We start from the raw sequence: 2884 nt of genomic DNA on the forward strand, positions 1-2884 counted from the left end.
CCTACCATCGCCGTCGACGACAGCGGCGGCTGGGTAAACTGACCCCGGTCGAATACGAGGCTGTTAGCCACGATGCCGTCGCTCTGGCGGCATAAACCCCGGAGTCAACCGAACCTTCAGCAGACCCGGCCTCGCGGTAAGCAGGATGGCGCCCGATGTAGTTCGGGCAGTCGCGTACCAGGCAAGGGCCGAAGGTCTCGTCGGCTTCCAGGTGTGCGGTGTCCACCGGGTCATCGTGCCTGAGACGAGCTGATCGGAACAGGCCAGCGGGGCATCCGTCCAGACGGGCGGGTGCCTCGTTGTTGTGCCCGGAGTGCGGAGCGGGCGGGGGTGCGCGGAGCGAGCGAAGCGAGCGCAGCGAGCGCAGCGAGCGCAGCGAGCGCAGCGCGGGGGTCCCCGCGGAGCGGAGCACGACGGGCACTCGCGCCGAAGGCGCGCTTGAACCAGTAAGGAAAGTCCTCACGCGGGTACTTGGCATATGCTCCGTTTGCCGAACATCACACCGAACAGCACAGTGCGGCCACAAAGTCGCTCGGCCTAGAGGTCGGGCCCGCAAGAGTGGCGGCGCACATGCGGACCAACCGCCTACATGGACAACGCGCTGTGTCGGGCCGGGCCCCGGTTGCGACACCTGCGGGGGCATGGGTCTGCTCATCGATGGTCGCTAAATGCAACTCACCCGGCGACGTCCACTGGAATCTGCCCCCTTTATTGCCTGCGGCGATTAGACGCATTGGCATGGGTGCACGGCTTGGTTCTCTCGGCCCCGCGACATCTCGCGGGTCAGCCAGAAGCCGGCGGCGAGCAGCAAGGCGCCACCATAGATGATGCCTCGTCCGGGCACCTCTGCGAAGATCAGATATCCGAATATGGAGGCTACAACCGGCGAGACGATGACGTCGACCAGGGCATAGACATTGGCATCGATCGACTTCAAGACGATGGAGATGCCGAAGTAGGCGAAACCTGTGGAGACGATGCCCAGGCCCGCGGCCCAGAGCATCACCGGCAGTTCCACGCCGAGTGCCGGATGCGCGATCGTCGTCGCCACTTGGCCGGGGCCGACGATCAGGAGGAACGGCGAAAGCAAAAGTGCGGCGACCAGCAGTGACCAGGCGATGTCGTTCCCGGTCTCGGTTTTACCCTCGTAGCGCATGTAGGTGACCATCGCGGCGTAGATCGCCCCGGTGGCCAGCGCCACGAAATTTCCCAGCATATGGCCGCCACCGAGCGGGTTGGCCAGCGCAATGCCGGCCAGGGCGATAGCGAATATCAGGATGTAGCTTTTTCGCGCCTTCTCGCCGAGGAAAATCGCCGAAAAGATGAACACAAAGAACGGCGCGATGCTCCAGAAGATCACCGCGTTGGCGATAGGTACAAGCGACATCGCGAAATTGAATACGCCGCCCTGGGCCGCGATCAGCACGCCGATGATAGCGGTGTCCTTGACGTTGCCCGCGGGAAAGCGGGGCCATTGCCGAGTTGCCAGGGCTCGCGCTATGAACAGGAAAGTCGCTGCGAAGGCCATGGCATAGAAGGTCAGCGTCTGGATTGGGATCCGCCCGTCGGTGAGCTTGACGAACACACCGATGGTCGCCTCGGAGAACGTGATCAAGGCAAGCAGAAGGAGGGTTCTCACGCCTGTCTCTTCTTGCGCGTCTCACGCATGACATCGATCGCTTCGGCGTCGGACTCGTCGAGGTAGGCGGCCTCCACCTGCAGTGTGGCGAAGAAGAAGCCGTACTGATCCTTGAGCATGCTGGAGGCGGCTTGGAGCACAGCCTGTGGATCGGCCCCGTCGGCGATGCGCAGGTGACCGGAGAACACGTAACGTCCACTGGTCAGTGCCCAAGCGTGCACGTGATGGGCGCCTTCAACGCCGTCGAGCGCTTCCAGTGCTTCGGTCACCTCACCCAGGCGAATCTCAGCGGGCGTGCCCTCCATCAGCAAATGGGTGGCGTCGCGCAGGATGCCCCAACTTGCCCATACCAGGACGAAGCCGAAGGCCATTCCGAGCAGCGGATCGATCAGCAAGAACCCGGTGAAGCGGATCACCAGCGCGGTGACGATGATGAGCAGGCTGCCGACGAAAGTCTGAAGAATGTGCCACAGCGCGCCTCTGACGTTCAGGTCGCTGCGGCTTTGCTTCCAGATCAATCCCAACGAGATGAACTCGGTGAGCAAGCCACCGGCCGCCGCCCACAGCATGGGTGTAGTGGGCAAGTCAACGGGGTCGGTCATGCGCATGCCGGCCATCACAATCACGACCAGCGCCATGCCCAGCAAGAAGCCGCCGTTGACCAGGGCGCCCACGATCTCGGCGCGATACCAACCGAAGCTGCGGTCCTTATCGGCCGGGCGGCGGGCCAGTCGGGCGGCGATGATGGCCACCAGCACGCCACCCACCGCCGAGAAGGTGTGGAGGGCGTCCGAAATCACCGCCACCGATCCCGTCCACAGGCCGATGCCCAACTCGATGACGAAGTAGATCCCCGTCAGCCACGCCGAAATCGCCAGGGCGGCGCCGCTGGAGGGCAGGTGCCCCGCGTGGCTGCGACCGCCGTTACCGTGAGCCATCGCCTTCCTTCCTCCGTTTCGTCATCTGCTGCGCGATCGGACCACTGCGATTCCCATCACGCCATCTGGTTGGGTGCCGATTGGTTAAGGTCGCGGCATCTTCCAATCGGCTGTCGCTCGAGCCGTGACCAGTCAACGTCCGCGCCATCTGGCAGTGGCAGTGTAGCAGGGCCCTACTGGCGCGAAGAAAGCCGAGGCTTGCCGCAGGATCGTGTTCGCACGCCTGAGCTCGCGGTTCTCCCGTTCAAGCTCCGCCATCCGAGCCGCGTCTTCCGACGTAGTACCCGGCCTGAGGCCTTCATCAACC

Annotated in this window: 2 protein-coding genes and 1 pseudogene; all 3 read right to left on the reverse strand. The window is 63.9% G+C overall.

The window, feature by feature from the left end; genetic code table 11:
* Positions 1-724: 724 nt before the first annotated feature.
* The gene (locus tag BJEO58_RS14645) at positions 725-1639 is read right to left on the reverse strand and encodes a DMT family transporter (protein WP_101590187.1); all 915 of its coding nucleotides are present in this window, start codon (positions 1637-1639) and stop codon (positions 725-727) included.
* Positions 1636-2577: a cation diffusion facilitator family transporter gene (locus BJEO58_RS14650; protein WP_101590188.1), complete on the reverse strand. Its 942-nt coding sequence runs from the start codon at positions 2575-2577 to the stop codon at positions 1636-1638. Before BJEO58_RS14650 ends, BJEO58_RS14645 begins: the two co-directional genes overlap by 4 nt.
* A gap of 171 nt (positions 2578-2748) precedes the next feature.
* Positions 2749-2884, reverse strand: a pseudogene (locus tag BJEO58_RS15295) (transposase); the annotation flags it as partial.

The organism is Brevibacterium jeotgali, from assembly GCF_900169175.1.
Lineage (GTDB): Bacteria > Actinomycetota > Actinomycetes > Actinomycetales > Brevibacteriaceae > Brevibacterium > Brevibacterium jeotgali.